The organism is Flavobacterium sp. 1 (genome assembly GCF_002797935.1).
Taxonomy (GTDB): Bacteria; Bacteroidota; Bacteroidia; order Flavobacteriales; family Flavobacteriaceae; genus Flavobacterium.
This window is the reverse complement of the sequence record NZ_PGER01000001.1, coordinates 841,148-867,601: the sequence shown is the minus strand read 5'-3', so window position 1 is coordinate 867,601 and position 26,454 is coordinate 841,148. Positions and strand designations below refer to the sequence as shown.

At 36.0% G+C, this 26,454-nt stretch carries 26 protein-coding genes; 9 read left to right on the top strand and 17 right to left on the bottom strand.

From position 1 onward, the window contains the following. Position 1: 1 nt before the first annotated feature. From CLU83_RS03830 to CLU83_RS03785, 10 genes are all read right to left on the bottom strand, one after another. Positions 2-1,249 (bottom strand): efflux RND transporter periplasmic adaptor subunit, encoded by a 1,248-nt coding sequence (locus CLU83_RS03830; protein WP_100430386.1) that lies wholly within the window; start codon positions 1,247-1,249, stop codon positions 2-4. Further along, the gene (locus CLU83_RS03825; protein WP_100430385.1) at positions 1,246-2,505 is read right to left on the bottom strand and encodes a TolC family protein; all 1,260 of its coding nucleotides are present in this window, start codon (positions 2,503-2,505) and stop codon (positions 1,246-1,248) included. Before CLU83_RS03825 ends, CLU83_RS03830 begins: the two co-directional genes overlap by 4 nt. After that, a complete protein-coding gene (locus CLU83_RS22645; RefSeq protein WP_100430384.1) occupies positions 2,492-4,429 on the bottom strand; it encodes an efflux RND transporter permease subunit in 1,938 nt (645 codons plus the stop codon). The genes CLU83_RS03825 and CLU83_RS22645 overlap by 14 nt, the downstream gene beginning before the upstream one ends. 1 nt (position 4,430) lies before the next feature. Next, positions 4,431-5,720, bottom strand: a complete 1,290-nt coding sequence (locus CLU83_RS22640; RefSeq protein WP_100430383.1) for an efflux RND transporter permease subunit — start codon at positions 5,718-5,720, stop codon at positions 4,431-4,433. 5 nt (positions 5,721-5,725) lie between these two features. Next, positions 5,726-6,142, bottom strand: a complete 417-nt coding sequence (locus tag CLU83_RS03810; RefSeq protein WP_100430382.1) for a heme-binding domain-containing protein — start codon at positions 6,140-6,142, stop codon at positions 5,726-5,728. Positions 6,143-6,196: 54 nt separating this feature from the next. Then, positions 6,197-6,763, bottom strand: a complete 567-nt coding sequence (locus CLU83_RS03805) for a DUF3347 domain-containing protein (RefSeq protein WP_100430381.1) — start codon at positions 6,761-6,763, stop codon at positions 6,197-6,199. Positions 6,764-6,794: 31 nt separating this feature from the next. After that, complete coding sequence (locus CLU83_RS03800) at positions 6,795-7,412, bottom strand: heavy metal-binding domain-containing protein (protein WP_157801982.1); 618 nt, start codon at positions 7,410-7,412, stop codon at positions 6,795-6,797. Between the two features lie 222 nt (positions 7,413-7,634). Further along, complete coding sequence (locus CLU83_RS03795; protein ID WP_100430379.1) at positions 7,635-8,003, bottom strand: hypothetical protein; 369 nt, start codon at positions 8,001-8,003, stop codon at positions 7,635-7,637. Positions 8,004-8,186: 183 nt separating this feature from the next. Continuing rightward, positions 8,187-8,366 carry a hypothetical protein gene (locus tag CLU83_RS03790; protein WP_198512241.1) on the bottom strand — a complete coding sequence of 60 codons (180 nt, stop codon included), beginning with the start codon at positions 8,364-8,366 and terminating at the stop codon, positions 8,187-8,189. A 49-nt stretch (positions 8,367-8,415) separates the two neighbouring features. Further along, positions 8,416-8,667 carry a helix-turn-helix domain-containing protein gene (locus CLU83_RS03785; RefSeq protein WP_100430378.1) on the bottom strand — a complete coding sequence of 84 codons (252 nt, stop codon included), beginning with the start codon at positions 8,665-8,667 and terminating at the stop codon, positions 8,416-8,418. A 523-nt stretch (positions 8,668-9,190) separates the two neighbouring features. Between CLU83_RS03785 and CLU83_RS03780 the strand changes: the two genes are divergently transcribed. The 5 genes from CLU83_RS03780 to CLU83_RS03770 all read left to right on the top strand — a co-directional run bounded on the left by CLU83_RS03780 (position 9,191) and on the right by CLU83_RS03770 (position 12,189). Then, a complete protein-coding gene (locus CLU83_RS03780; protein ID WP_100430377.1) occupies positions 9,191-10,102 on the top strand; it encodes an AraC family transcriptional regulator in 912 nt (303 codons plus the stop codon). Positions 10,103-10,465: 363 nt separating this feature from the next. Further along, positions 10,466-10,813, top strand: coding sequence for a hypothetical protein (locus CLU83_RS22370; protein WP_232726966.1), 348 nt, complete (start codon positions 10,466-10,468; stop codon positions 10,811-10,813). Between the two features lie 95 nt (positions 10,814-10,908). Next, complete coding sequence (locus tag CLU83_RS22365) at positions 10,909-11,235, top strand: hypothetical protein (protein WP_232726964.1); 327 nt, start codon at positions 10,909-10,911, stop codon at positions 11,233-11,235. Positions 11,236-11,394: 159 nt separating this feature from the next. Next, entirely contained in the window at positions 11,395-11,544 is a 150-nt protein-coding gene (locus CLU83_RS22010) for a hypothetical protein (protein ID WP_157801981.1), read from the top strand. Positions 11,545-11,592: 48 nt separating this feature from the next. Continuing rightward, complete coding sequence (locus tag CLU83_RS03770) at positions 11,593-12,189, top strand: ATPase (protein WP_100430376.1); 597 nt, start codon at positions 11,593-11,595, stop codon at positions 12,187-12,189. A 631-nt stretch (positions 12,190-12,820) separates the two neighbouring features. On the opposite strand, the gene CLU83_RS03765 is transcribed toward CLU83_RS03770, so the two are convergent. The 7 genes from CLU83_RS03765 to CLU83_RS03735 all read right to left on the bottom strand — a co-directional run bounded on the left by CLU83_RS03765 (position 12,821) and on the right by CLU83_RS03735 (position 21,409). Continuing rightward, complete coding sequence (locus tag CLU83_RS03765) at positions 12,821-12,997, bottom strand: hypothetical protein (RefSeq protein ID WP_198512240.1); 177 nt, start codon at positions 12,995-12,997, stop codon at positions 12,821-12,823. Beyond that, entirely contained in the window at positions 12,984-13,208 is a 225-nt protein-coding gene (locus tag CLU83_RS03760) for a hypothetical protein (protein ID WP_100433603.1), read from the bottom strand. Before CLU83_RS03760 ends, CLU83_RS03765 begins: the two co-directional genes overlap by 14 nt. A gap of 10 nt (positions 13,209-13,218) precedes the next feature. Then, positions 13,219-13,614 (bottom strand): DUF5675 family protein, encoded by a 396-nt coding sequence (locus tag CLU83_RS03755; RefSeq protein ID WP_100430375.1) that lies wholly within the window; start codon positions 13,612-13,614, stop codon positions 13,219-13,221. 1 nt (position 13,615) lies between these two features. Further along, positions 13,616-14,371: a hypothetical protein gene (locus CLU83_RS03750; protein WP_100430374.1), complete on the bottom strand. Its 756-nt coding sequence runs from the start codon at positions 14,369-14,371 to the stop codon at positions 13,616-13,618. A 229-nt stretch (positions 14,372-14,600) separates the two neighbouring features. After that, positions 14,601-16,736 carry a S9 family peptidase gene (locus CLU83_RS03745; protein WP_157801979.1) on the bottom strand — a complete coding sequence of 712 codons (2,136 nt, stop codon included), beginning with the start codon at positions 16,734-16,736 and terminating at the stop codon, positions 14,601-14,603. A gap of 98 nt (positions 16,737-16,834) precedes the next feature. Continuing rightward, positions 16,835-18,247 (bottom strand): RagB/SusD family nutrient uptake outer membrane protein, encoded by a 1,413-nt coding sequence (locus tag CLU83_RS03740; protein WP_100430372.1) that lies wholly within the window; start codon positions 18,245-18,247, stop codon positions 16,835-16,837. A gap of 123 nt (positions 18,248-18,370) precedes the next feature. Beyond that, positions 18,371-21,409 (bottom strand): SusC/RagA family TonB-linked outer membrane protein, encoded by a 3,039-nt coding sequence (locus tag CLU83_RS03735; RefSeq protein ID WP_100430371.1) that lies wholly within the window; start codon positions 21,407-21,409, stop codon positions 18,371-18,373. 606 nt (positions 21,410-22,015) lie between these two features. Here CLU83_RS03735 and CLU83_RS03730 point away from each other — a divergent pair. The 4 genes from CLU83_RS03730 to CLU83_RS03715 all read left to right on the top strand — a co-directional run bounded on the left by CLU83_RS03730 (position 22,016) and on the right by CLU83_RS03715 (position 26,385). Continuing rightward, positions 22,016-22,306 (top strand): hypothetical protein, encoded by a 291-nt coding sequence (locus CLU83_RS03730; protein WP_157801978.1) that lies wholly within the window; start codon positions 22,016-22,018, stop codon positions 22,304-22,306. A gap of 190 nt (positions 22,307-22,496) precedes the next feature. Further along, positions 22,497-23,657 carry a hypothetical protein gene (locus CLU83_RS03725; RefSeq protein WP_100430369.1) on the top strand — a complete coding sequence of 387 codons (1,161 nt, stop codon included), beginning with the start codon at positions 22,497-22,499 and terminating at the stop codon, positions 23,655-23,657. Positions 23,658-24,213: 556 nt separating this feature from the next. After that, positions 24,214-25,020, top strand: coding sequence for a phospholipase D-like domain-containing protein (locus CLU83_RS03720; protein WP_100430368.1), 807 nt, complete (start codon positions 24,214-24,216; stop codon positions 25,018-25,020). 273 nt (positions 25,021-25,293) lie between these two features. Next, positions 25,294-26,385: an RES family NAD+ phosphorylase gene (locus CLU83_RS03715; protein ID WP_100430367.1), complete on the top strand. Its 1,092-nt coding sequence runs from the start codon at positions 25,294-25,296 to the stop codon at positions 26,383-26,385. Positions 26,386-26,454 lie beyond the last annotated feature (69 nt).

Here is a 26,454-nt window from a genome sequence, read left to right as displayed (position 1 = left end):
TTTATTCGGTTTTAATGAAGCTTTCGCTGTCAATTAGATATTGTGCGTTTTTGGCAATTGTATCTCCCACAGAAACGCCTCCAATAATTTGAACAAAATCGTCTATTTCAATGCCTGTTTGTATTGTTGTTGCTTTGAATCCATTGTCCAATTTTAGAAAAACAACTTTTTTGTTGCCCAAACTAACCAAAGTTTGTTTTTGCAGCCAAAATCCCTTTTGGGAATTTAATTGTACAACACCCTGCAATCTTGTGCCAATGGGTAATTTTAGAGTTGAATTATTCAAATACACCCTAACCCTATTGGTTTTATCAGTTGGATTTAATTGTGTTTCGACAAAATTTATCTTTCCGTAGATATTGTTTTTTTCATCCAATTCAGAAGTAATATCAATAGACTGATTCATTTTAATAAGGCTATTGTACCCTTGCAAAACATTGAAAATACCCCAAACTTTGTCGGTATTCGCTAACTTGAAAACAACTTCTCCTTTTTTAATATAGTTTCCCTCTTTGACATCCAAAGCTTCTGTTGTGCTACTTACAGTTGACATAAGTGAGACACTAGAATTATCCATTTTTTCGGTTCCTGTAATGATTCCGTTTGCTGGGCTATAAATGGCAATTACAGGATTCACTTTTTTGGCGGAAGCCAATATATTCACCTGATTATTGGACATCCCATAGAGCAATAATTTCTGTTTGGCTGCATTAATAATCGATGTGTTTTGGCTGTCATTGGATATCAAATAGATAAAATTTTGCTGTTCGGTCAATAATTCCGGACTGTATATTTCAAATATTTTTTGTCCTTTGGTTACTTTTTGGTACTTATAGTTGACGTACATTTTTTCAATTCTACCACTTATTCTCGCTGATATGTTTACTGCTGAATTAGGATCGTAACTCACTATTCCGGGGAAACTGATTTCGCTATGTATAACCGTGTCTTTTACCGTTGTGGTTTGATAATTTCCCACGACAAAATTATCGGTAGGTTTCAAAAGATCGTTGATAGAGTCATTTTTTTCAGAATGGTCTTCAGTTACTTTTTTTACTAAAGCCATTCCGCAAATAGGACAACTGCCCGGTTTGTCTCTGATAACTTCAGGGTGCATCGAGCATGTGTAAACCTCATTTTGATGTTCCATTTCAGAATGATTTCTTGATTTTGCTGCAAAGAAATAGATTGCAATTCCAATAAAAACTACGACCAAAAATAGTATTGCAAATTTTAAATATCTGTTCATAATTTTTCGGTTTCAAGTTGTTTTTCTATTTCTACCTGTGTTGCTAAAATCGATTTTAATTTGTCTAAAGCATCGATTTGAGTCATATTCATTGCTTCCCAAGCTTCTAACGCCACGAATAAATCTCCGGTGTTGTTTTGCCAAGCTAAAATGGCGGTATCATAGTTTCGTTTTAAGGCAGGAATAATATTGTCCTGCGTAATTTGGTATTGTTTTTTCAGATTCAAAAACTCAGCATTCATTCCTTTTATCATACCGCTTGCTTCGTTCGCAATCATTTGCTTTTGCCAATCCAGACTTTCGTTTTTTATTCGATAGCTTTCCATATTGGCTTTGTTCATTTTGGTTGAATAAGGCATTGGAATAGTGACCATTCCCATCAATGAAAATTGTTGTGGCTGATTGCCAAAAGCAAACATATGGTCGTATTTTACGCCAAATTCAGGTCTGGTTGCGACTTTTTCAACCTCAATTTTATAGTTGTTGATTTCCTTAGTTTTATCAATAGCTTTGATGTCGCTGCGGTTGTTGATATAGGAGGACAAATCGGTCTCAAAAAGATTGAAATCCTTAATCTCGTAATTGGAATCAATTTCGAAAGCCTCATTTTTGTTTCGAGCCATTAAGGTATTGAGCATATATTTTCGCTGTGAAGCATCATTTTCCAACATAACAATCATACTTTGCAAAGTAGCATATTGGGATTTAGCTTTGTAGAAGGATGGCAATTTATCCATATTGTACTGATAGCGTATTTCCATACTTTTTATCATATACTCCAAAAGCTGGAGGTTGTCTTGGGCTATTTTTATTTTTTTCTCAATGATAATCCATTCGTAATAATAGGTTTTGGCCAATGCGTTTAATTGATTCAATGTGAAATTTTTATTTTCACTTTCGACAGAGGACATCGCTTTCATCAAATTTTCATTAGCGTTTAGCTTTGATGCATTAGGTATCATTTGGGTAACTCCTAACATATAATTCCCCATTCCTGGACCCATTTCACTGGCTTTCCATAAATTGGAATTATAAGGAGTCATAAAGAAACCTGTTTCTACTTGAGGTGCCATCCAACTTCTGGCTCCTTTGGCCGAAGCATCCATACTTTGAATATCGGCATCATACATTTTTAATTGTGGATTATTTGTTTTGATGGCACTCAAAACATTATCCACCGTAAGTTTTTGTGCTCTACTATTTGCAAAGCTCAAAACCAAACAACTTAGAACGATATAAAATTTAATGTTTTGCATCTATGAGACTGATTTTTCCTTTTGTTTTTAATTCGTGAAGTTTCACCATTTCAAAAACAACAGGGGTTACTAATAATACATAAATCGTTGAAGTAATTGTTCCTCCTATAAGCGGAACAGTGATTGGGAGCATTACATCAGCTCCTGTTCCCGTTGCCCAAAGAATAGGAATCAGACCAAATAATGAAACCGAAACCGTCATCAGTTTTGGGCGCAATCGCTTGGCTGAACCTTCAATGATATACTCTCTTACTATTTCTTCTGTCAAGGTTTCTTTGCTATTGCCGTGTTTTGCTGCCATTTTGTTCATAGCCTCATTGAGATAAATGGTAATCAGCATTGCCGTTTCGACTGCCAAACCAAATAAGGCAATAAAACCGACGGCAACGGCAACCGACAAATTTATTCCATAGAAATACACCATAAAAACACCGCCGATTAATGCAAACGGAACCGTTATCATCGTAATCAAAGCCTCTTTCATGGAACGATAAGTGAAATATAATATGAGGAAAATAATAACCACGACGATGGGTAGAATCAAGCCCAATGTTTTATTGGCTCTGATTTGGTTTTCCCATTGACCACTCCATTCCACATAATAGCCTTTGGGCATTTTTGTTATCATTTCATTCAGTTTTTTCTGTGCTTCTTTGACCGTACTCCCTAAATCACGGTCACGAACATTAAACAATACACTGCCGCGAAGCATTGCATTTTCGCTGTTTATCATTGGCGGACCATCGCTTATTTTTACATCGGCAACCGTTTCCAAAGGAATTGGGCCAAAATCCATTGTCTGTACTTGCAGTTTTTTCAAGGCTTCAATACTACTTCGATATTCTTGTGCATATCGTGCGTTTACCGAAAAACGCTGTCTTCCCTCGATGGTTGTGGTGAGTTTCATTCCTCCAATTGAAGCTTCCACTACGTTGTTTATATCATCGATTGAAAGCCCGTATCTGCCAATGACTTCTCTTTTGGGTTCAATATCAATGTATTTTCCGCCCGTAATAGGTTCAGCGTACAAGTCTTTTACTCCCGAAGTTCCATCTAATGCCATTTTTATTTTTTGTGATAAAGCATTAATGGTGTCTAAATTTTCTCCGTAAATTTTTATTCCAACATCAGTTCGAATACCTGTCGAAAGCATATTGATACGGTTTATAATAGGCTGTGTAAATCCATTAGTTACTCCTGGTATTTGCAGTTTATTGTTGATATCATTTATAATATCCGCTTTCGTTTTACCTTCTCTCCATTCCTGATGAGGCTTTAATAAAATAATTGTTTCTATCATACTTATGGGGCTGTTGTCGGTTGCCGTATTCGCTCTGCCTGCTTTTCCTAAAACGTGAGCCACTTCGGGAATTGATTTTATCAATCGGTCCTGAACCTGCAAAATTCGCTTCACTTCAGAATTGGACACATCGGGCAATGTTACAGGCATAAACAAGACAGAACCTTCATCGAGCGGTGGCATAAACTCGGATCCCAAACGAGTAAACATCAATACGCCAATTAAAAGCGCCACAATATTGACTGCCAAAACTGTTTTTCTCCATTTTAAACAAAGCGTCAAAATGGGTGTGTAAATACTTTCCAATTTTCTGTTTATTGGATTTTTGTTTTCTGTTCGAAGTTTGCCTTTGAGTAAAAAACTAATCAGCACAGGCGTAAGTGTAATCGCAAAAAACGCATCCACAATTAGTATAAAAGATTTTGTCCAAGCTAATGGACTAAACAATTTACCCTCCATTCCCGTAAGCAGGAATACGGGTAAAAATGAAGCAATTACTATTATTGTCGAATAAAACACACCCGGTCCAACTAATTTTGAAGAGGATTCAATTAGTTTCAGTTTCTCATCGGAAGATAACGGGTCGTTTTCTTTTTTGAATATATTTTTGAGTTTATCTTTCATTTTAAGTTGGGTATTGGTTATTATCCATTTCTTCCTGTTTCTCCGAAATTGTCCTATACGCATTCTCCACCATTACAATTCCGTCATCAACCAAAACACCAATTGCTAAAGCAATTCCCGTGAGCGACATAATATTTGAAGAAATTCCAAAGGCCTGCAGAAAGATAAAAGCAACTGCAACAGATATTGGTATTTGAATCAGAATAATCAAAGCACTTCGCCAATGAAAAAGAAAAAGCAATACGACTATTGAAACGGCAATCATTTCTTCGAATAGTGTTCCTTTGACTGATTCTATTGCTTTTTCAATCAATTCGCTTCTATCATAAGACGTTTTAAAAGTAACGCCCTCGGGCAATCCTTTCTCTACTTCTTTCATTTTGGCTTTGACCGCTTTTATGACATTATCTGCATTTTCTCCATATCGCATAACTACAATACCGCCAACTACTTCTCCTGTACCGTTTTCATCAAAAATACCCAAACGCAGATCACCTCCCATTTGAATGGAACCAATGTCTTTTACCCGTACCGGAATAGAATTGTAATTTTTAATCGCAATTTCTTCTACATCCTTTATGTTTTTTATATACCCCAAACCCCTTATTATGTATGACATATCACTCATTTCGAATTTCCGCCCTCCTACATCATTATTATTAGCTTTAACAGCATTCATCACTTCCATCATAGTGACTTTATAATATTGCATTTTCAAAGGGTCTAAAACCAATTGGTATTGCTTTTCAAAACCTCCAAAAGAAGCCACTTCTGCAACCCCCGGAACAGTTTGTAGCGCAAATTTCACATACCAATCCTGCAAGGCTCTTTGCTCACCCAAGTCCATACCATTGCCATCTAAATGATACCAAAATATGTGACCAACACCTGTACCATCAGGACCAAGCGTAGGTACCACATTTTGGGGCAAAAGGCGCTGAGCATAATTCAGCCTTTCCAAAACCCTTGTTCTTGCCCAATAAATATCAACATTGTCTTCAAAGACAATATATACGAAGCTCATTCCAAACATAGAAGCACCACGAATATTCTTGACTTTTGGAATTCCCTGAAGATTTGAAACCAAAGGATAAGTTACCTGCGCTTCGATAACCTGAGGACTTCTTCCCATCCACTCCGTAAATACAATTACTTGATTTTCGGACAAATCAGGAATGGCATCTATGGGATTTTGCTGTACGCTATAAACACCCCAAGCAAATAAACAGGCCGAAACGAGCAAGACTACGAATCTGTTTTTTAATGAAAATGATATTAATTTTTCTACCATAATGTTTAGTATTTATATGAAAGACTATCGCTGGTTTTCTCAATCCAATTCATTACTTCCTGTTTTTGACCACTGGAAAGTATTGCGTTTTTATGGATTAAAGTATAAGAAGCCAAAGGCATTTCATTCAATTTAATTTGTTTCTTGATGGCTTTTAGTTTGCTGTTCTGTTTGCGTTTTGAATAATTTCCATATTCATTGAAATTCAAGTTTTCTTTCCCTTCATTTATATGGTTTTGCATAAAAATTCCAACGGGTTGAATATTGGAATACCAAGGATAATTGGTATTATTACTGTGGCAATCATAACAAGACGTTCGCAATATAGCTTCAACGTTTTTAGGAACATTATATACTTTTGTAAAATTTGCAGTCAAATCCTGCTCCAAAGCTATGTTTCGAGCAGGCTGATATAACTGCATCAGCAAAAAATAATTAATCCAATAAAAAATATTTTTTTGAAGATTTTTTTCATCCTATAATTCTTTTCTCACTGAACCACAAGTAAGCATTTCTGAACCAAAATAAGGGTTTTTGATGTCTTTCACCTCGCTTATCCAAATAGCACCTTTTCCTTCATCAGCCATTGGACAAAAATCCTGATACAGTTTTTGTTCTGTTCCAAAAGTTTTTATCAAATCGTTGATGTCTTTGCTCATCAAAACAAAATGCTCTCTTTGGTGTGCTATATTCCCAGCATTATCCCCAATATGTTCAGCGTGTTCTTTAACATCATCGGCAATATCCATATAGGTTTTCATCTGTTCACCGGATAATTTTTTCATATCAATTTTTCCCAAAGTCTCCACCATTGCTTTTCCTGCATCGGCAGTACCGTTAGAATCGTCTTTGGTCAAAGCATTTTTTAAAGACAAATAATTGGTTACAATTTCTTTAATGGAAAAAGAATTTGAATTGACTTTTACAGTTGTAGTTTCAGGTTCATTTGTTGCTGAATTAACTGTTTCTTCTTGTTTGTTTTTTTGGTTGCAAGAAACCAATACGAATACCATTATTACTGCCGAAAGAATTATATTTTTCATTTTTTTAATTTTAAGTTTTTGAAAGATTGATTTAGTGTTTATGGTCTTCTTTTTGGGTCATTTCCATACCGCATTTAGGGCATTTTCCCGGTTCATCTGAAGTGGAACCATCCATTGGACAAACATATTTTGTTACAACTTTACTTGTAGGCTGACTCCCTTTTTGCGGGTGCAAATCAATTTTTTCGGTGACTTTTACCAAATCCTTTCCACATTTAGAACATTGACCTGGTTTGTCAGAAACTGTGCCATCCGTAGAGCAAACATATTTTGTCACCGTTTTGCTCATGGGTTGGCTTCCTTTTAGAGCGTAAGTATCAGTTTTTTCGGTAGTTTTTACCATTTCCATTGCACATTTTGAACATTTACCTGGTTTATCAGAAGTAGTGCCGTCCATAGGACAAACATATTTTGTTACCGTTTTAGTCATAGGTTGACTTCCTTTTAGGGCGTGGGTATCAATTTTTTCGGTAGTTTTTACCAAATCCATTCCACATTTTGGACATTTACCAGAACTTAAATTTGTCTCATCAGAATGCATAGGGCAAACGTAAATTATTTTTTGATCCTCCACTTTTGTAGCATTCTGTCCTGATGCTACATTAATTGCTGTTAAGAATACGCTTAATACGATAATTAAATTTTTCATTTTTTTGATTTTAATAAACAGTAAATTGACTTCATCGAAATCTCGATTTAGTAAATTTTCGTTTTGTTTTAAGTTTAAATAATTTTGAATTAAGTAGTTGACTGAATAGTAAAACAATAGCAATAAACTATAATTTAATAATGCAATTAACCAATAAAACAAATGATTTTTAAAGCACGAATTGCTTTTGATTTGACGCACTTATGGCTGTCAAAATTTAATTTAGCCTATTTTTGGTATAAGCCATAAAGAATTGAAACCAGAAGAAATAGTGGTTTCATAGTTATGAAAATTTTGTTTTGCTAAAGAGAAATTAAAACGATTGGTGTTAATGTCCCATTCAGTAATCGAAACAGATGAATTGCATGAAGAAGCACAACCGCATTTCGAATGATTGCATTTACCACCACAACCTTCGTGATTTTTAGATTTAGAATGACTGTCATTTTTACAACAATCTTCATTACACGTTTTTGAAGAAATTTCTTTTCTAGAAGAATGTTTAGACGAATTATTTTCACATGCAAAAACACCACTTGGTATCAGTAAGAAACCAAATAATACAATTACTAAAATGTGAAATTTATTCATTTTTTACTTTTATTATCTTAGTTCAAATTTAATCATTTTATATTGATTGATTGCTAATAACGTGTTAAAAACGTAATACAAATAAATCAAAGAGGATATTTATGAATTATGAAAATCTTTTTTTATAATGACAGACATCAAAATTTTACACAGTCAATTTTAATGCATCATTCAATCATAATGCTACATTATCCCAATTGATAATATTAAAGAGTACATCCACAAAATCCATTCCTTATCGTATTCAAAGCTGAATGCTTTTTTAGCTTTGGCTTGTTGTGCCGATAGAATGCCAATGATTTTTGGTTCGGGCATTTCTTTCCAGTGTGCGTAAACGTATATGTCTGTTTTGTTGGTGGACATTATGAATGGTTATCTTTTTTAATTATTAGAGTTTGTTATGTTGACACTATTATTTTAACCGTTCAAGATCCTGGAGTTTTCTTCCCAGTTCATCATCTGCAGCGAGTTTTAGAAAATCATCCTGAAGGCCTAATACTCTTAGTACATTAAAATAAGCACCAATAGCAACACTAGGATTACCTTTTTCTATCTGGTATAAAGTAGTTCTAACAATATCTGCTCTTTCAGCTACCTGAACAGCAGTCAGCTTTCTTCTTTTCCTAGCTAGCTTTATGTTTTCTCCCATCTGTTCTAGTGTCATCTGGTGCTTAGGAAAAATGGTTTGTTTTTTCTGTTCATCTTATTAAATGTTCATTATTATGAACAAAAACAATGTTTATGTTCATAATAATGAACATTTTGTGTATTTTATTCTTTAGTAGCTATTATTGTATCATCTTTATAACTACTAATAGTAATTACTATTTTAAGTGTTTTTTTTCTATCTCCAGAATCTTCTCTTTCTGTTTGTCCTTCACTATACATATTCAGTAAAATGTAAATCAAATATGATTAAGTTTCGGCAATAAAACTTTTTTATTGCCGAAACTTAATTTCTATTTTTAACCTTAAGACAGTCATAACGATAAACTAATATTTTTACAATAAACCGGTCAAGTATATTATACAGATTTTAGTTTATCATACAATAATCTAACGAAAGCAAAATTCGCCCATAATTCCACTATTCAATTCCCGAATCACACACCACGCCATTAGTTTTCACAAATGAGATAATATAATTTTGTTCTTCTCCATACATACAAAACTCCATTTGTAATTAGATGAACAGCCAGATCCAACAACAAGTAAAAAACATATACCAGCTGCTGTTCGAAATGGCAGCTGGCAACTTTACATTGAGGTTACAGCCTGATACAGACAGTAAGGAGTTGGATGAGCTGGCAGATCTGCTGAATAGTGCAGCCGAAAAAATGGAGTTATTAATAGCAGCACTCGGTTATATAAAACCGCATTATACCTACCAAGGTCTGGTCCAGTTTACAATTATTCTCGACAAAACCTTTGCGATAAAAAGCTTCAGCGGACATGTGCCTATACTTTTGCAATACAGTGCAGACAAACTTTTAGAATTCAGTTTCGGCCAAATAGTAGCAAAACAGTCCATACCGCTTTGGGATGCTGTCAAAGCTGAAACAGCATCAGACCCTAACGCACCTGCTGTTGTGCAGTTCATATTTATCACTTCAAATCAGCAGTTAGTTCCCTCCTATTGTACCGTTTCAAGGCTATTATACAGCAATGATATTATCATCAATTCCATTACAACGGTGCTGCAGGATATGATGCCGGAAACAACGGCTAACTTAAACATGGCATTACACCATCAGTCAGACACAGTACTCATTCAAAATGTTAGGGAATACATTTTACAAAACTTAGAGAATCAGCTCCCTACTACCAGCGAATTATCAAAAATATTCAATGTAAACGAATTCAAGTTGAAAGACACTTTCAGGCATTTTTTCCACACCAGTATCTATCAGTTTTACACTGGGGAAAGGCTAAAAAAAGCACACCTCCTAATCCTGCAGACAAGCATCCCGCTAAAAGAAATCGCATTCATCAGTGGCTACAATGACTACACCAACTTCTACAAAGCATTCAAAAAACGATTCAGCTACCCACCCAGCGATTTGAAACGCGAAAACGGCGAGGACAACAATACCGTTTAGAAATATAAATCGATCCTTTATAAACAAAAAATTCTCTTCACAAAATATTCCAAAAATCTAACAATCTAAAATCATTCCCCACAGTATTGTCATCCTGACGAAGGAAGGAACTCCGCAAGCAGCTCCACAAGCCAAGTCAATAAAAACAGTAGTAATAAACTCATGAAAACGCCCTCTTCACTCTTCACTCTTCACTATTCACTCTTCACTCTTTACTCTTCACTCTTCACTCTTCACTCTTCACTCTTTACTCTTTACAGTTTTTTTCTCACAACTTGTGACCTCCCTTGTGAAAATAAACCAAACAATCCCAACATTTTTGCATCACAATAACTTAAGAAAAACCTTAAAAAAAAACTAAAAATGAACTACATCAAACACCTCACAGGCTTCTTCGACCGTATAATCCAAGACCCAAACCTCAACCCTACCCATATCAGTCTATACATGGCACTATTCCAGTTTTGGAATGTCAGCCGTTTTAAAAACCCAATAAGCATCACCCGGGATGAAGTAATGCATATCAGCAAAATTTGTTCAAAGGCAACCTATCACAAATGCATGAGAGAATTAAATGAAAAAAAATATATAAAATACATGCCATCATTCAATCCGTTTAAGGGTAGTATGGTAATACTTATCAGTCTCTCAGAAGATCCAAAACCGATTCAAAAAAGAGCAGTTAACAGCAAAAAAATGAACAGGCTCTGAACAGGCAGAAAACTAGTAGTGAAACAAGTACTGAACAAGCATTGGTATCTTCTATAAACAATATAAACAAAACAAACATTGAAAACGATATAAACTTGGGAGAGCCATCCCCGCATTTCCAAATGCATGTAGCTTTTTCCAATTATGAAAAAGACAAAATACAAAAATGCATACCAGCATTTGATGAAATCAAAAAACATTTCCAAGAAAATAATTTCCCGGAGCTGGAAGCGCAAAAATTTTTCAACTATTTCTCCAGCAATGGATGGCTCGTTGGTGGCAAAACCCCCATGATCGATTGGAAATCGGCCGTGCAAAATTGGATGCTGAACGCAGACAAGTTCAACATTGGCAAACCCAAAACCAACAGAGCAAAACACCTCAACACCCCCAAAGATAAAAACTATTCAGAACCACTGTAACTAACCCCAAGCATTCTCAAAATCCCTTTCCGCCTAAAGGGGATTCAAGGGTGTGAAAAACTACGCTAATTTTTTTAATCCGTAACCATGAAATATTTTCTTTACTCTTGGCGGCCATTGCGTTCAACCTTTGCTCACTTTGCGGTTAAACCCTAAATTATGAAAACAAAATCACAATACAACTACGATGAAATGATTACCTGGATTGAGCTAAAAGGCATTGAATGTTACAGAAACCCTTTTAAAATGCATAAAACAGATCATCCCATCATTCTTAAACTAATCGCATACTTTCTAAAAGACATTTGATATTAAGAGGACAGCCAGTGGCTGTCAGATATAAAAGCTAATTTATTTATGAATACAACATTAAATTATATAGAAGTAATAGCTTGGATTGAGCGAAAAGGGATTGATCTATATGGCAAAAGATTTAAAATCATCGAAAGTGACCATCAAATTATTTATAAATTGATTGCTTACTTTCTAAAAGACGAACAAAAGTGCTTAGAATATCACATCGACCTCAACAAAGGAATTATGCTGTCAGGTCCAGTTGGTTGTGGCAAAACATCGCTGATGAATCTAATGAAACACCTCACCCCTTCTGCTAACAAATTCACTGTAAAACCCTGCCGGGACATCAGTTTCGAATTCATCAAAGAGGGTTATGAAATAATCCACAAATACAGTAAAATAGCTCCCAAAACAATCTGTTTTGACGATTTGGGAACAGAAAACAACCTCAAATACTACGGCAACGAATGCAACGTCATGGCCGAAATCCTATTATCGCGTTACGACCTGTTCATCACAAGAAAACTCCAAACCCACATCACCACCAACCTGTCCGCCTCAGAAATCGAAGAAGCCTACGGCAACCGAGTACGCTCCCGATTGCGCTCCACCCTAAACCTCATCGCTTTCCACAAAGAAACCAAAGACAAACGATAGCATCTCCACACAATATTTGCCCGTATCGAATCAATCTCCAAAGTTCAAGAAAAATCAACACCTGTAATAAACTCATGAAAACGTCTTTCGTCGCCCTTATATTTTTACGCCTAAAATCACGATAAGGATTTGCGCGCTGGCAGGCGGGAGTGACCCCTAGCGAAGCGGCTAGGGTCGCGATAGGAGAAATCTGTTCGATGATTTTTGGTGTAAAAATATTCTAGGCTTGATTTTTTTGTTACTTTTTTCATCAAGGAAAAAAGTAAAATGCTCCTCAATAAAAACAGAATAAACTAATTAAAACGTCCTATTTTTAAAGACAAAATAACAATAAGGATTTGCGCGCTGGCCGTAGGGAGTGACCCCGGAGTCGAGTGTGAAACACGAGTGGCTGGGGTCGCGATAAGGAAAATCCGTCCGATGATTTTCTTCTATAAAAATATTCAGGCTTGATTTTTTTGTTACTTTTTTCATCAAGATAAATCGAAGATTCAGCGAACACCAATTATAATAAAAATTAAGTGAGCTAAAAAAGTAAAATGCCCTTGATAAATAAAAACAAAAAAAAAGCCCATTCCTTTTACGGTATGGGCTTCCTCTAATCAAAACGTTGAATCATCAGCTCAAACAACTACTTCCTGTGCTTCTTAACGACAAATTTAAGTATCATCGACAATACAAAACTGACTATCGCTCCAATCGCTGCCAATAAAACAGTTCTTAAAACATCCTCCGAATGTAAATTCGGTAATACACTCAAAAAAGTGCCGCCGGCAGTACCAATTAATGTAGGATTACTGGACGGCATTTAAATCATCGTTTTGGCTTGTAAGTTGGCAGACTGCAGTCAATACACCGCCTGCCACAGCCATATACCCGCCAATTGAGCTAACTGTTAAGGGCAAAGCAATTGGCGCAGCCACAATAGTTCCTCCAATAGTGGCTAATGTCAATCCGATATTTCGAAGCACTTTAAAAAATTTCGGCACGGGAGCTTTCGCTCTTTTTATTACATTCATAATTAGATTTTTAAGATTTAACAATTAATAAAACCTTTTCCTCTCGCTCCAGACTTTTATAAACTAAGCTTTTCAATTTAATAAAAGCTTGTCGCGATTCAAGCCCCAGACCGGAACCTGAAAGCTTCATTACGGGAGCAATACAGCCCTTCAATTCTTTTTGGGCATTATTGGCAGGATGAAACAAAATAGCATTTCTGTTCTCCACGTCAACTACTTCAATATGCCAGCGAAACTTCTTGCTGTATCGCTTTCTTAAGACATATTCCCCTTCCGGAATACAGGAAACCTGTTTGGTATTATTGAGCCGCGGCAATTCAATGGTATAACAGACAAATCTGCCCTCCCATTCTAGTTTTCCGTTAGTTCCGTCAGGGAAGTAAGTTCTGGATAATACTAAGACCATCCTACAATCCGCTTACTTGAACCAAGGCCAAAGGATTGTATGCTCCATTCTTTAATGGATACATTTTACCGTTCACACCCTGATAGAACTCTGCACCCAAAGCAAGAAATAAAGGCTTGGTGCTGTTGGGAGTCACATTATTCAAATGGCTGATCACTGCTGTTGGGGTATTGTCCCAGGGTAAAATAGCCGTTTCAGAATTGGTGGTAACAAACGTTTCGGCTTCAAAATCAATTTCAGCTCCTCCCGATATGATTTTAAAATGGGTAGTCCCTGCTGGAGCGGCAATCATATTTGCGGGAATAAAGGGTTCCAGATCGACTGTAATTTCACCGCTGGCACGGTCAATTGCTGTGGCAAATGGAGCAAATAATGTAGTTCCCAATTTACCTGTGACATTAAAATCAAAACCATTAAGCAATTCAGCCTCGCCGTCAATAACGTTCCGAAGTCCGCGTTCATTGGTCGCATCAGCCTGAATCACTTTCATCATCAATTGGGTAAGTCGGCTGACCATTCTGCTGTCAGAAGAATTTAACAGTAAGGTACGCAGCGCCAAACGCAGTGTTTTGCCTGCTTTGCCAGCTCTCCCAAATTCAGCCCCATTCTCACGAGTACGCTGAAACGCAGGATCATTGGCTATTCTCTTGGCATCAATCCCGCCTTTCTCACGGGCAATATACCCATCCTTTGATCTGTAAAACGTAATATCTCCGATAGTACCGTTCAATTTAATTATGCCTTTCTGTTTTGCCATAATATTAAAATTTAAGTTAAAAAAATATTTAATCTCTCGTTCATTCTAAAAATTCGCTGCAGCTAAATCGGGAATGATTGGAGCAAAGATTTCATCATTTAAATCAAATTTCAAAAGGCGGTGGTCAAAAACGGTAGTAAAAAACCTATAATAACCTATTTTAGTCACTTAAAACAAAATATTTTTCAGTAAATTTGTCTAGTATGGAAAGGGTACTCAAAGCCCTATCCTAACCAACATTACTTCTATCAATGCTCTTGTTTGTCAATGCCTGCTCAGTAACTGCTTTTACACATTCTAAAGCAGAATTGCCTGTTTCATTCAGCTGATAAGCAAAATCCGGAAGCAAAACAAAATATCCTTCAGCAGTAAAATTTGTAACACTAAATCCAGTACTTAAACGTAATGTCGGATTCACGTAATTATAGACTTCATTCGCTTTTTTCTGATAGATGTACACAATCATCGGGTATTTTTTTTCCGGACTGTAATCTGCCGGATAATATAAAGCCGCTTTAAGCGGTTTTCCCTCTTGTGATTTATAGGTTATCAATTCTGATTTTCCCCAAAAGAATTCTTTCTGCTGCTGGTTGGCCTGCCCAATAACTTTTTGTCTGCCAGTCTCTGATAAGTATATCAATTTTGGAGAGACATTAAAGCTGCTTTCCAGAAATAAATAGGATTTATTGTTTTTTGCTTTTCGGATGCCAAATAACTTACTGTCTTTCCTAATCAATTCTTCTATTCCTGATTTTTCTGTCCACAATGCAAAAGAAGCCTCTCGGGTATCTGTGTCTAAAATATGTAAAATTACGCCCTTTTCATTATCATACTTTACTGCTATATTGCCTGCAAATGAGCTTCTAAAAATAATCTTCGGTTCTTCATGAATGCGATACGTCTTTTTTTTATCCCTGCCATTGGTTATTCTTTTCCTTGTTTTTCCATCAGGAGCTATCAGCCAAATATCAAATTGATCATAAAGCAAAAGATTTTCGTCATTGTTAGTCCACCCAGGATTACCGTAAGCCGGCTTGGCGCCTGCCTGATCGTAATCCACATCATAAAATGGAACGTCCAGTGCAGCAGTTACACAAATACTCTTGTTTTTCGCTATATCGAATATCCACCAGCTGCTGTCTTTGAAATAAGAGACGTATTTCCCTGCGGGTGAAACCAACACATGCCCTAAATCATTAACGGCTTTTTTTATTATCAGCTTCTTAGTACCCGTTTTTAAATCTTTTAGATATATATCTATATACTTCCCTACATATTCGAATTGAGGCAAGTAACCATCGGTATTGTAAACCAGTGCATTCTTTTGGTCACCTGTAAGCACTACATGGGGATACTGTTTTTCTACAACGGGTATAATTGTATTGGTTTCCGGCCACCATACAGACCAAGTGTTTTCAATGCCGTCTGACTTTATTTCTTTTTTTGGCGGCGGCACCTGCTTATCATTTGTATCCCATATTTGCACCTCAACCAATTCAGCGCTCTTTGCTTTTATGGCTTTTGGACGTGAGCTGCTATCGAAAAACAGCTGTTTACTATCGTCAGAAATCAATAATCTTGAGAAAGGAATCCAATTTGTTTCTGCAAAAGCGGGTGTTAACTGCGGGTCAAGAATGATGATTTGTGGTTTGGTATTTATGTTTTTGCAGAAAAAAACCTTGTGATTGAAAGATTCCAATATTTTTTCCTGCGTTTCTTCAAAAAAGGCAAGTGTTTTTCCGTATTTGTCCCAAGTAAGACCGGAGTACAAATTTTGATTGTTTGATGCAAGCGTCGTTGTTTTTAAATTGGCTGTCAATGAAATTGTCTTTACTGATTTCATTTTATCTTCTGCGGAAATGAAAGCTAAGAGAGTCCCGTCAGGATTTAAGCTGTATTCTTTGACGTTTTCAATATCCAGATTTTTCCGCTTCGCCAGATTCTGCAGGCAAAGAGTTCCTGCTTTTTTATTGCCCATTAAAAGATACTGGCTCTCAGCCGTAAATGTTCCTTGCGTTACGCTCGGAAAATTGCGTTTATAGCCCGATTTCAGATTCAACAATTTTAAGGTATCTTGTTTGATGTATGCAAACCAATTGGAATCTGCCGAAAAAGATTCGTTATGCCCTAAAGGAAAGCTGTATTTCAAATCATTGAGAGTGCTTTTTAAATAGAGCGTGTCTTTGCCGTCCGTATGTGAAATCGTGTAGGTTGTCCAGTCGCCGTTATCGGTAAATTTTCCCGTACGGAGCGTACTCCATAATTTATAATCATCGGGAGTCAGCTTTCTTTTTTGTGCTTGTGCAGTTATCGAAAATAATGCCTGCAGTATTAGAAAATAATGAAATATTTTAATTTTTATCATAGTCATTTATTTTTTGTTTTGTAAACTCTTTAAAAACCTCACCCTAAATCCCTCTCCAGAGGAGAGGGACTTGAAGCCATTAGAATAATTGTTTTTATTTAATATCCTGGATTTTGAGGCAACAGGTTTTTATTTAGCAACAGCTCATTCTCGGGAAGCGGCCACAGCTGGTCAGCGGTATTCCATCCCGGTTTAATTGGCTTTAAAACAATATCCAATTTTCCGAATCGTTTGAGATCAAACCAACGCTGCCCCTGCTCGGTAAACAATTCTACCTGCCGCTCATGAAGTATAGCATTCAAGATTTCAGACTGTGTTATGGCAGTAGTATTGATTAATCCTGATCTATTTCTTATTTTATTGAGATCTTCTTTAGAGGCTGTGAGCTGGTTCAATCTGGCATAAGCTTCCGCCTTAATCAAATAAATTTCTTCTAAACGGAATAGTATTGAATACTCCATAGAACTTGCAGTATTGTTGTTTAGCTTGTACTTGAAAGGATAGTACCATGTTTCGCTTCCTTTTGTAATGCTGCCTAACCAATGGGTTTTGCGCTGATCCCCTATTTCAAAAGCATTTACCAAATCGTTAGTCAACGCCCTGTTTGGAGGCGGTCCTGATGTAAATATGAAACTTTTTGCTTCCAAAGTATTCATGCCTTTAGTTTGTGGAATAAGCTGCCAAAGAGTGCTCAAACTCGTTTTCAAAAACGCTTCGTCCAAGTTACTTGCTAAACGGTATGCTGCCGTATTATTTATAATTTCAGTGGCGGCGGTTTGAGCAGCTGACCAATTATTGGCATATAAATTTAGCTTTGCCAATAAAGCTTTTGCCACATCACTATTAGGTCTGATACGCTCTTTATTGCTATAGCCTGCTGGCAGCTCTTTTACGGCGGTCTCTACATTGGATATCAGTATTGGATATAGAAAATTAGAGGTCATTTTTGTAACCGATGCATTAATCTGATAATCCGTTGTCGTGATGTATGGAATTTCACCATAGAGATTTAATAAATAAAAGTGAATGTAGGATCTGATAAAAACTGCTTCAGCTATCAGCTTCTTCTTGTCAGCTTCCAAAATTCCTTCTGATTTTTCGACTCCTTCAATAACTGCATTTGCTGCATAAATTAAGTTATAACTGTCGTTCCAAATACTTGTAACAGCTGCACTTGAAGGCAATAGGTTATTTCTATAAAAGGGCTCTTCCGGCAGTGCACCATTGCTGTAATAGGTGATTTCATCGGCATAATTACCCAATAGAATTGAAATGCCATTTGAATCGCCAGTAACTAAAACACTATTTCTTAATTTGCTGTAAATGTCAATTAATGCTGCCTCCGCAGTTTTGGAATCATTAAAAACTGCAACTCCTGTTAACTGCGTGTTTGGAACCTCGACTTCTACAAAACTTTCACAGTCTGCAAATATTACTGACGAAACAAGGAGCATTATTTTTAGCCCGAAGCTAATTGCCTGCTTTTTAATTATATTTTGATGTTTTTTCATTTTATTGTTTTTTATAAGTTTAGTTGTTTAAAAACCTCACCCCAGCCCTCTCCGGGTTGCTTCATTCTTCGCAATGACAGAGGGAGTGACTGCGGTGAAAAAATAAACTGTGTTTCTTTTAATTTAAAAGGTAAGCTGTACGCCAATCGCTAATACCTGCAGCGGGGGCAAGATTCCCAGCGATTGATTTTCGGGGTCAAGTCCCTTGAAGTGCGTAAATGTGAGCAAGTTTTGTCCCTGCAGATAGATACGGCATCGGGCAGATTTTGACCACGATTCCGGAATAGTGTAGGCTAACGACAGGTTTTTCAGCCTGATAAATGAAGCATCGGTATAAGCGGCATCACTGCTTCGATAATTATTAAAAGCTGCAGATGCCGCTCCATTAGAACCAGCTGTATATTTCTGTACTCCCTCAGTATCTCCCTGCTCTTGCCAGCGATTCAATATTTCAGTATCCTGATTGCTCAGCGTACCCGGCAACGGAGCTGCAGAATTGTAATTGACCCCTATTTGTTTTACAAATTGAAAAAGAAAATCGAACTGCCAATTTTTATATGTTAAACTATTTTCGATGCCACCAAAGAATTCTGGATTGATACTCACGATTTTCTGACGATCAGCAGCACCAGAAATAGTTCCGTTTTTATTGTAATCTTCGAATTGATAAATCCCTGTCGTTGGGTTTATACCTGTATAATGATATACTTTTCGAATATCCAACGATTCTCCGATTACATATTGGCTGGCATAAGTAGATCCTTCTAAATTTGGAAACTCAAGAAGTTTATTTTTTGGAATCGTAAGGTTTGCCGTTGTACTCCATTTAAAAGGCATGTTTTGAAAATTGACTGTCCGCAGTTCAAATTCCCAACCTGAGTTTTCGACAACGGCATTCAAGTTGGACTGCACAGAAGTAAATCCAGTAGTGCCCGGCAATGGCGTTCCAACAAGCTGATTGGAAGATCTATTGCTGTATCGTGCGACTGTTGTAAAAATGCGGTCATTGATAAACCCCATTTCGATTGCTATTTCCTTTTTTTTGTTGGTTTCCCAGCTGAAATCAGGATTATACAGGCGTATGGGCTGTAAAGTGGCTATTCCTTGGTAATTTCCTCCCGAAGTATTGTAAGTGTTTAAGTATTGGTAATCCCCAATCTGGTCACTTCCTGTTATACCGTAACTGGCTCTTAACTTTCCGAAACTAAGAAACGGAACCGCATTGGCAATGAAATTTTCTTTGCTAAAAAGCCATGCAGCACCCAATGCTCCAAAGTTCGCAAAGCGCTTATCCGGACCAAAACGGCTTGAGCCGTCACGACGTCCTGTTGCATTTAGAATATATTTTTGCCTCCAATTGTAATTGATGCGTCCAAAAATGGCATTGTATCTATAAGTCGTGCTATTATTATTTAGAATAGAAAGGCTTGATGCGGCCGCAATGTTATCGATTAAACTATTGCTGGCAAAACCAGTGGCATAGAGTGCCTGCTGGTCTTTGGTGCGCTGCTGAAACGTAGTTCCTATCAAGATATTTATCGTTCCGCCGCCTATTCCTTTTTGCCAAGAAAGCTGCGGTTCGATATTCCAAGACTGCTGTTTTGCATAGTTTGACATATACGTAGACGCTGAACTGTCTAATCCAAGAGATGGATTGTACATCGTAGAAGGAGCTTCTTTGGATTCGTCCAAACGAGTATCGGAAAAACCCAGTGTTGTTTTTAATTCTAAATTCGGGAGTATTTTATAGCTCAATACACTATTTGCTACAAGTGTGTTTGTCTTGGCCAAGTATTTTTGTTCCAAGAACCGCAATGGATTGCTCCAAGTTCCGTTTTCCCAATTGAGTGTACCATCAGGAGTATAGAGTTCAGGTGCATTTGGAGAAAGAATAATTGCCTGGCGTGTCAAATCGGTTCCTAATAAGTCGTTTTTGTCGGCAACATAATTTCCTGAAAAATTAATACTGAATTTATTATTTTCGGATACATGATTGATACTGAAGTGCAGGGCGGTTTTTCCATAAGAGAAATCACCAGGGAATACTGTAGTCTCCCTGAAATGGGTTGCCCGAATTAGAAATTGAGTTTTGCTGTTTCCCCCAGAAACTCCCGCCTCAATATTTTGTGTTAACGCTGTACCGCCTATGAGTTCTTTCTGCCAGTCCGTATAACGGTTTTGATTCCAAGTACCATTTAAGTCATAGGCATAAGAAGGATAGACTGCAACGCCATCATTAGCGAATGCTTCTCTCCGCATTTCTAAATACTGATCAGTATGCATTAAATCAAGCGTTCGGGTTACCTTGCCTGCGCCAGTGTAGGCATTGATAGTAACTTCCGTTTTGTTTGATCTGCCTTTTTTGGTGGTAATGAGTACTACTCCATTAGCGCCTCTTGAGCCATAAATGGCGGTGGCATCGGCATCTTTCAGCACTTCAATGTTTTCTATGTCGGAAGGATTAATGCCGTTGAGCGGATTGATTCCAGCATTTGGCAAGATTCCAGCAGACAGATTGGTATTTCCAACATTTTCGGAAGCAAAAGGCAGACCGTCTATGATGTATAAGGGGTCATTCCCTTCAGTACGGAGGCTGTTTCTTCCTCTAATCTGAATATTGAAACCACCGCCGGGAACTCCTGTAGTCTGGGTAATATTTACGCCAGCCATTCTTCCCTGCATAACAGCCAGCACATTTGTTACGGGCTGTTTTTCGATGGATTTTGCAGTAATGCGAGCAATGCTTCCTGTTCGTTCGCTGTTCTTTACTGAGTAGTATCCCGCATTGATTTTGACCTCTTGGAGTTTGGTCTCATTTTCCTGCAGGCTAATGTTGACTGCAGTTCGCCCTTGTACAGAAACTATTTGAGTTTTGTAACCTATGTAGGAAAAAATTAAAATGTCTTCTGGTGCCGCAGAAAGGGTATATTGACCATTATAATCTGTTACGGTGGCGTTTGATTTTCCTTTTATAGAAATGCTTACTCCCGCTAAAGGATTAATTCCATCGGTTACAGTTCCTTGAATTTGTTGCTGTTGGTTAATGGAAAGGGATTTCCGTAGTTTATTTTTGGCTTGTATGGGTGATAAAGACAGTACAGTTCCCATTAAAAACAGGAAACAAAAAGCTTTTACATCCCTAGAAAATGAAAAAGTTTTCATAATATTGGGTTGGTTTAGTAAAATGTTAGTTTTATTAGCTGCGGTCCTCTAGGTAGTTTGGCGACGAGTTAGAGGGCCATTTTTTTGTTGCACCGCGAAGACGCTAAGGCACAAAGATTTTTTTGTTTTTTTTATTGCATAGGCATTTCCTTTAAAAGAGTTTTTAAAATAGGAAAAGCTTACTGCCGTTGCCTGTTGCAGCCAGACGGTGGCAGTGCCTTTCCCAACTAATTCAATAATAATTAATGGTAATGCGAAACTTTAAAAAAGGAAACAATGCTAAGAATTGAAATTGAATTTTGCCTAAAGAATGGACATAAAAAAAGGCATGGAACTCAGCTTATCATATCAGAGGTACTGGTATACCGGGGAACAATAAGTGAGCCCACGCCATAGGACGTGAGCATCGTACTTATCTTCTCGTTCCTATAAAATTACCAGTTTTCTGATACGAGATTCAAAGCGAATGCTTCAATGTTTTTTGAAGAGTCGCAAAATTACAATTTTCAATGTAATCTTAATGCAAAGATAATTATTTTATTCGTATTACCGAATTCGGTAATGAATATTTTTTGAGTTTTAGTCAAATTGCACTAAAAGATGGTAATGAAGAATGAAAATAAGACAAAAGAAATTAAAGAGTTAATTGCACAAAAGGTAAAATCTTTAAAAGGTAAAACTGCTTATGCAAAGATTGCTGCTAAATGTGAAATTCATAGTGGTAAGATTAGTAATATTGCTAATAATAAAATTGATTGTCAACTTTCAAGTCTTATAGAACTTGCCAAAGGTCTTCGAATACATCCAAGAGAACTATTTAATATAGATTTTGATTTTGAAACATATTATGACGAACTAGATTCTACAAATAGTTCAGAAAAAGATAATGATTTATAAAAGATGCTTAGACATCTTTTTTTATTGCCTATGTGGAAAACCGTAAAGTATATTTGAAATGGTTTTGTATGTTTGATAGAGTGATAGTAAAAAATTATAATTTAGCAAAAACCAACCTAATTTGGATGGATTGTAATCACTTTGTGGCTCTTATTTACAAGTTACCTGCCATTTTTAGACCAACATCAGAATGATTGACAAGATTGCAAATAATGAAACAAATCAAGAAGAGCTAAATTTACATCCAACTAAGGACATAGTGGAGAAGCTAAACTATTATCGTTCTCTTTTCAATAAAGTTCAGGATTTGACTAATGACGAATTTGAGAACCTTAAAAAAGACGTAGCTAAGTTCTTTAACCTTAAAATTGGTGGAAATACTCAAGAACCTCCACAAAGACTTGTTAGAATTTCAAATAACAACAGAATATTAGAGGCACAAGGAAAAGAACTTAGTTATTTAACTGATATTTCTCAACTACTAGCACCCCCAATACAATACTGTGGATTTGGACGTTGTAATATTCCAAATCAGCAAATTTTATATTGTGCTACGAGCGAAGCTGGTGCATATTGGGAAATAAAACCGAAACACGGTGATGTAATTACGCTTTCACATTATGAGTTAAAACCAAATGCAAAAGTGAATAGCTTAATTATAATGAAGGATAAGACTGAAAATCCCAAAATTCAGCATCAACTTCAAGAGGTTTACTATCAATTGGAGGACTTTTTTGTTGATGCATATAGTTTAGAAGTAGATAGGAGCAAACCAAGAGATTATCTTTTTAGTGCTTTGTTGTCATCTGAGCAATTATTTTATCCAGTTGTATCAGACAGAAATTTTGAGGCAATAATTTATCCAAGTGTTCAGAAAAAAAAATTTGGAGAAAACTTTGCAATAAGGAATGAATTGATGCTTGAACGTTATAATTTGATTGGCGTTGAAACTCGCTTTATCCTTGACGAATATGAAAATCTTGACCCAGCTTCAGACGAAGTAACTTCAGACCAAATAATTGGTTCATTCGGAACGACTAAATTTGACTTTAAAACTGGAAAAATTCTTTATAACGAGAAAGCTGATGAAATTTTTAAATTATTTAGAATGATGCAAACAGGACCTAATAAACAAGTACGATATGAGCACGAGGGTATTCAAAAAAATATTACATTCAATTTATCACCTAAAAAAGAGGATAAAACCAAAATCAATGTAACACGTACAAAATTTGGAAGAAACGAAAGGATTAACGTTGTATATCAAAATGGCATCCGAAAGGATAATGTGAAATATAAGACAGTACAAGACGATATTACCAGTGGAAAATGTAAAATTGCACAATATTAAAACGGCAGGTAACAAATAAGGTTTCGTTATGTGCGCAACGCGAACAATGAAACCACTGTCGAACGGAACCATAGCTTATTCAATGTCTAAGAAGATATGATAAAAGAAATTTTTAGTTTTTCAAGAGGATTTTGTAGTCCTCTTTTTTTATCGCAATTTGTAAAGCACTTGTCAATTCTGGATTAAAACTTGTCAATTCGGGAGTATTAGAATTCTAGTTGCATTATTACTGTAATTGCCATTTTATCTTTGAGGGATGGAATGGTATGAAATAATAGGTTTTGTTTTATTGTGGTTTGTGGGGCTTTACATAAGAGGGAAGTTTTATGAGCGATTGAGGGGTCGAGGTTATAATGGAAGTTGGAGGAAAAGAGGGAAGAAATAATGAAAGATTCTGATGAGGTGTCTTTTTTATTTTATGATAATAGTAATGCAAGAAAAAGGTAGTGAATACTTGAATCTATTTTGTAAGTTTGATTTTGTATAAAAAAAACACGCAAAACCTTCGCTAATCCACTCAATATGGAGATGTATAAACCTAGTTAGCCGTAATTCTATGACACAAGCACATTTCAAAGACATTAGAAATAAAATTATTGAACAAATTGTATCTTCAAAGGAAGAAATATTAATTTGTGTGGCTTGGTTTACGAGCAAAGAAATTCTAGGAAAGTTAATTGACAAAGCAGAATCTGGGTGTAAAATTAAAATAATAATTAGTGACCATTTTGAAAATAAGCGTCTGAGTTTTAAAGAAATTCAAAATAAAAGTGGCTTAATTAATATTCTATCTACCAGTTCTGGAAGATTTCTTCACGATAAGTTTGCAGTTTTTGACAAAAGAAAAGTAATATTTGGATCATATAATTGGACAAATTCTGCGGAATTTTTTAACCACGAAAATGTAATTATAAGTGACGATGAAACTCTAGTTAAACAATTTTTAGGGAGATTTAAATTTCTAGAAACGATTGTAGGTAACTATGAAATTCAAAAATTATCGAACATTATTACTACAGATTCTGAATCTAAAGAAGAAGAATTTGAGAAAATCGAAAAGGAATTGCTTGATGAGCTATTACAATCATTAGATGAATCATTAAAAGCGGGTGCAAAAATCAATAAAATCACTGTAACTGATATGCTTTTTAGATATGGTGCAATAGGAACTGCAAGAAAATTAATGAAAGATGGAGCCGAAAACATCCAATCAGGTTTACTAAAAATGTTTGAAATTGATCGATTAGACTTAACATTTGAGAACATAATATTAAAACCTAAATACAGAGTTCTTTTTAATGACGAAACCATCGCAAAAGCAATTCAAAAACTAGAAAAATTAGGATACAAGAATTACGGCTAACAGGTACTCCTACAACGGATTTGGGCATTTGGCTTAATGGAAAGTTGGTCTTGTATTTGGGAAGATTTGGCAAATCCGAAGAATGGGCTTAATTTAGTCCCAAACACGCTGTAGTGCTGAGACGTCAGGCTTTGAAAATACCTCTTCAAATTTAGAAAGTATTCGGAGGGCTACCAAAGAGAAATCTCAAATATGAGATTCTCAAGAGGTTAATTTGAGTTTTTTCACAGACTGACGTTGTAAACAATTCCCTAGTTAAAAATCAAAAAAATAATGGAAGAAGAATTTAATATCTGTTACAAATGTTCAAATAATGAAGCAGTTCAAGAGGAAATAATAAAAATGGGGCAAAAGATTGAACATTGTGACTTTTGCGATAACAAAAATTTATTTGGATTAAATCAAGACACAATAGATGATATCAAGCCTTATTTAGAGGCTTATGTTGCATATTACTACCCCCAAGCTGACTGGGATGGTCGTTATGGAACAAGAAACTACTTAGATACTATTTATCAAGAAGAATTATTCTTTAGTTGGAAAAAAATAGAACAAAATGATAAATACGAATTATTGTATTATTCAATTGAAAATAACGATTTCAAGACATTAATTCTTGATGATCATTGGGCTAGTCCTTGGGCTTTAGTTAATGAAGAGCAACATAAATTATTAAATTCTTTAACATCAGAAGATAATTTTAAAAATAAATTACAAGCAGCAACCGAGTTAGTCAATAAAGCTGAATTAATGCTTAAAAACAAAACAGTTAAAATATCAGGTTATAGGTCTCGAATTGGTTGCAAAGAAGCACTAGGTGAATATGGTAGGGCTGTTAATGTTCCTTATGATAAAAAGGATATTGGTGTAGCACCTAAACATGCAATCAATTCAGGCAGAGCGAATAGGGCATTTTGTGGATTCCTGTATTTAGCCGAAGACATTAATACAAGCGTTTTAGAAGTGCGTGCACAGAAAGGTGATTTGGTATCAATTGGAGAATTTCATTCCAAAAGTCCATTACGGATTTTCGACCTTACCGATCCCAATATTTGGAATTTTAAACAAAACTATACGACGATAAAGGAATTGCAGTTAATTTCCGCTATCAATTCATTATTTTCAAAGCCGATAGGTAATGGTACCAATTCTATTTACCTTGACACTCAGCTTATCGTTGAAGAAATTATTAGGAAAAACTATGATGGAGTTTGCTTTCGAAGTTCTTTCACTGGTAAGAGGAACTATACACTTTTCAATTCAGATTTAATGGATGAACAATCTGGTAAAGGAAAACTCCTCAAAGTCGACAAAATGGAATTAACCTTAACGGAATATAAAGACGATATCTATGATTTATTTTGAAATATTAATTAATTTCCTGATCAGAATAAAATATGACGATAAAACAGTTTACAACATACGCTTAGCTCC